At 35.6% G+C, this 3,933-nt stretch carries 6 protein-coding genes; 3 read left to right on the forward strand and 3 right to left on the reverse strand.

Annotated features, from left to right (window positions below; genetic code table 11):
- Positions 1-418: 418 nt before the first annotated feature.
- Positions 419-925: a DoxX family protein gene (locus JN080_RS28360; RefSeq protein WP_256239287.1), complete on the reverse strand. Its 507-nt coding sequence runs from the start codon at positions 923-925 to the stop codon at positions 419-421.
- Positions 926-1,185: 260 nt separating this feature from the next.
- Here JN080_RS28360 and JN080_RS28365 point away from each other — a divergent pair, with 260 nt between their 5' ends.
- From JN080_RS28365 to JN080_RS28375, 3 genes are read left to right on the forward strand one after another with little or no spacing between them, the layout of a single operon-like run.
- Positions 1,186-1,449: a hypothetical protein gene (locus JN080_RS28365; RefSeq protein ID WP_256239288.1), complete on the forward strand. Its 264-nt coding sequence runs from the start codon at positions 1,186-1,188 to the stop codon at positions 1,447-1,449.
- Entirely contained in the window at positions 1,407-1,733 is a 327-nt protein-coding gene (locus tag JN080_RS28370) for an IMEF encapsulin system ferritin-like cargo protein (RefSeq protein WP_256239289.1), read from the forward strand. Before JN080_RS28365 ends, JN080_RS28370 begins: the two co-directional genes overlap by 43 nt.
- Positions 1,734-1,769: 36 nt before the next feature.
- Positions 1,770-2,144, forward strand: coding sequence for an encapsulin (locus JN080_RS28375; protein ID WP_256239290.1), 375 nt, complete (start codon positions 1,770-1,772; stop codon positions 2,142-2,144).
- Positions 2,145-2,400: 256 nt separating this feature from the next.
- Here JN080_RS28375 and JN080_RS28380 read toward each other — a convergent pair whose 3' ends face one another.
- On the reverse strand, positions 2,401-2,622 hold the full coding sequence (locus tag JN080_RS28380; protein ID WP_256239291.1) for a hypothetical protein: 222 nt from the start codon (positions 2,620-2,622) through the stop codon (positions 2,401-2,403).
- 811 nt (positions 2,623-3,433) lie between these two features.
- Positions 3,434-3,652 carry a hypothetical protein gene (locus JN080_RS28385; RefSeq protein WP_256239292.1) on the reverse strand — a complete coding sequence of 73 codons (219 nt, stop codon included), beginning with the start codon at positions 3,650-3,652 and terminating at the stop codon, positions 3,434-3,436.
- Positions 3,653-3,933 lie beyond the last annotated feature (281 nt).

The raw sequence follows: 3,933 nt of genomic DNA on the forward strand, positions 1-3,933 counted from the left end.
TTTTACGTCTCCCAAGGGTTATGAGAGTTTCTAGAACGCAAGAGTTTATTACTATTAAGATTTATTGGGGTATTTAGGTTAATTTTCCGTCTTTCCTAGAATATGGCATTGAATAAAAAATTTTCACTTCCGCATTTTTGTTACAAATTGAACATGTACATGTAACCTCGTTTAGTTTGGAAACATGGGGAACATCAAACTTTTTAAGGACATCCTTCACATGTTTTTTACACACTAACAATCTAATAACCTCGCTTCCAAAAATTTTCAATACATTTTTATATGAAACGACTAGATTTTTTAAGAGACAATATTTATAGCTATTATTCAGAACTGAACGGCCTAACCCTGGCTGTTTAAGTAATACATAAAAAATTCAGGTTGTAATTAATCCTAACCGAAGTTTTTCCAATTTTAATTATGCTGTATTTTTTAATGTATATTTCAATTTTACCGGAGGAATCTTGGTTTTTAGAAATAGAATAACCCAGCGGTCTAATCCAATTTTCGCAGCATTAAAGCCTGCAACTAGGACTAGGATTTCAATAAGAACCATTTGTGGATTCGTGCTAGTGGTTCCTGAGAACATGTACGAAAAATTCATAACTGCCCCCATTAAAGCTGCAAAAGTAGTAAAAGTACCTAAAATAAGTCCGACCCCTACAAGAAATTCTCCCCACGGAACTAAAACATTGAATAATCCTACATTGTGGATGGCAAATCCACTCAGAAAATCAGCCCACCAGGGCTGAACAGCTGGATGCTCTCCGGTTGCCTGCTTAATTGCACCTGCTAGGAACCCACTTGCGTCAAACCCTCCTGAAATTTTCCCCCATCCGGCATGCAGCCACTGCCATCCAATATACAGACGCAGTACTGTCAGTATGTAGGATGCGAAACGATTCGTTCTTAGATATTGAATCATTTAAGATCTCTCCTTTCCATTTTATAGTTGATAATGATAATCATTATCAACTATAAAATATTATCCTGTGTTATTAGTGGATTGTCAACTTATAATTCAGAAAACTTTTATAAAAAGTTAATTATAATACTATTTATATAGATAATGAGAATCAACATCATAGAAGGATTAGAATCTTCTGAAAAATTATGAGATAAAACTTACTAAAAAGGGAATGTATGGACATAGTGGATTTTAGTTTAAAAAGGGAGGTGCAGGGCTTGATAGAGGAATTAAAAATACTTTTTCGTATTTTTACAACGACTAGGGATGCTATCGAAAAATTTATCAATATACTTGATCCAGTAATCCAAAATGCTGCTGATGAACACGAACGCCTTTATTATCACCATATCACCGAAGAGGAAGAACAGCGGCTGTCTCGTTTAGCTGAGCTGTTCCCATTGATTGCCTCGAACAAGAAAAAGAAGAGAACGACTTTGTGCCAACCAACAATGAGTTTAATCGACTTTTACAGGAATTAAACCTTGAAAAATTTGGATCGCATAATTCCGTAGAGCATCTTGATTTAGCACTTTTTCGATTTACAGATACCGAGCGAAGTACTCTATTAAAGCAAATGAGAGATGTTTCATACCAAGATTATCAACAAGTAAAAGAAATGCTAATGGAAATAAATGCGCGGTTTGATCATCAATATGTAGACTCGCATGCACACCATGATGAAGACCATGATCATTTGGTTAAACCCGTTTCTGATTCTTCACAAACTATAAATACAATAAAAAAGAAAAGGGATTTACTGTAGGGAGTTTAATCCGATAAGGGAAAAGGGATGAAAAAAATGAATTATTCATCTTATTCACGGGATTTTCCATTAACAGATCAAGATTTGGAGAGGTTAGAGCAAACTGTCATTGAAGCTGCAAGAAGACAATTGGTAGGACGGCGCTTCATTGAGTTGTACGGTCCGCTTGGAAGGGGCGTACAAAGCATTTTTAATGATATTTTTATGGAAAAATATGAAGCAAAAATGGATTTCCAAGGATCCTTTGACCCGGAAATCGAAATAAGCAAACGGGTAAATTATACGATCCCCATGCTGTATAAAGATTTCGTTTTATACTGGCTTGATCTCGAGCAGGCGAAAGTTTTAGATATCCCGGGTCTTATGAATGTGGGCCGATTAACATATTTAATTGAAGTGGGGACAAAATAATAACTAATAGATTATAGAAGAAACTCGTCAAAAATAACCTTTACTCATCGTGGTCTAGACACAGAAAAGTGGAAGTTTAAAAAAACCTGGGTGTAATTGTCCTGTAAAGGAAATTGCTCCCTTTTTCTTATGGGATGTTTTCTAATATCTAAGTTGCTTAACATGGAGCCTCTCCACGCATGGTTCTCGCTCCAGGAAAACCAGCTTATTCTTAAACTGGCTTCACCGACTCAGGTTACCCTGGGTTTACTCCATTTCAAGCTGTTCTAGAACGCTTACTCCAGTACCGGACCGGTGCCCCCATGGGCACGGCAAACATTGGGCCACTTGGGCTTCCAAAATGATGAGCCATATGATGAGGATGATAGTGAGTATAGTACGATGGGTATCCGTATGCCATATGAGTTCCGTAAACAGGATATGGCATATATCCTGTTTCATAATGATGATACATATAGCCTCTTATTTCTGGATTCATGTTTTCACCTGCTTTCTTTGAGATTCTTTGTTAACTCTGGGAATTTGATTATTTAACTTCTTCTTGAGTAGCAAGTGATTCCTTATATAGTCTATTCCACTGATTATAAATGTCTTTAGTCCTTTGATAGTGATCAAAGTCTTCTTTCAAATCCGCCTGTATTTTTCCTTTAAATTCTTGGTATGATTCTTCCCATTCCTCTAAACTTCTTAAATCAAATTGTTTTGAAAACCTCGGTTTCACACTTTCCCAATGGGAAAATGTCGTTACACCAATCTAAAAAAGATTCAAGGTATTTTTTTGTTCTATTTCCATTCATATCCATCACTTAGTCACCGTTTTAATTTATTTTTAACTTTCAAAATAATAGTCCGTATGTTTTTCTAATACGATAGGATAACACTTTGGACAGTATTTTCGATTTAAAAAAGGTAAATTGCCCCTTGGTAAAGATGAAAGCTGTCTTATCCAATAGTACATTTCACAAAAAGTGCATACCTCTTTATTCTTCAAAAGAACATCCCCTTTAATGACAGCCCTTTTTCTTCCCTCGATGACATATTATGCTCCGCAATTGTCCAAGAGTTAGACATTTGCCTAAGTATTGAGACAAGGAATTTTTAAAATTCATATCGAATGTTTTTAACGAGGTGATGAACGTCATGCCGGCATGACAATAGATTCAGTAGCGTACTTTCTAAAATTCAAGTTATAGCAACAAAAACGAGAACAAACATTCGAAATCCATCCCACGATTGAAATCACGGGTGTTCTTTCGAATTTTATAAAAGAAAAAGATATTGAGTATTTTTCAACGGATATTAAAATGAAATTGGTTGGAATATATTAGTCCTTCATTCCTTGAATAAACAAGATAATTTTCTTTTTGCATTTCTTTAACAATCTTCGTTGCAAGAGAAGGATAAATTTCTAGTTCATTTACAATGTCTGAAAGAGAGACGTACGATTTTTTATCTAGTAACGAGCATATTGGCTCTATATATTTTCGATGAATTGTTGGAATAGACATCATAACCCTCCTTTGTTACATGCACTTCTTCTATAACATCAACTAGTGAGAATAAATTAAGAAAGATGCAATTTATAATTTGCTATCAATCTAAGAACACAGGTCAACCCCAAAACGATAGATTTACATCTTAGTGAATGACCCCTCCTTAACACCCTTTCGGGTTGTTTTGAAGAAGGGGCTTCCTGATTCATCAACCGTGGCATAGTGGGGGTTTCCCAATATGTCCTACACAATCTCCACAGGCGTAGATTATACTGTTCGGACACAACCTTGCCCTA

Source organism: Bacillus sp. EB600 (genome assembly GCF_024494385.1).
Taxonomy (GTDB): domain Bacteria; phylum Bacillota; class Bacilli; order Bacillales; family Cytobacillaceae; genus JAEVLT01.

Coding starts and splice junctions, on each gene's coding strand:
- JN080_RS28375 (WP_256239290.1), top strand. CDS start 1,770: ATGAATTATTCATCTTATTCACGGGATTTTCCATTAACAGATCAAGAT.
- JN080_RS28360 (WP_256239287.1), bottom strand. CDS start 925: ATGATTCAATATCTAAGAACGAATCGTTTCGCATCCTACATACTGACA.
- JN080_RS28380 (WP_256239291.1), bottom strand. CDS start 2,622: ATGAATCCAGAAATAAGAGGCTATATGTATCATCATTATGAAACAGGA.
- JN080_RS28385 (WP_256239292.1), bottom strand. CDS start 3,652: ATGTCTATTCCAACAATTCATCGAAAATATATAGAGCCAATATGCTCG.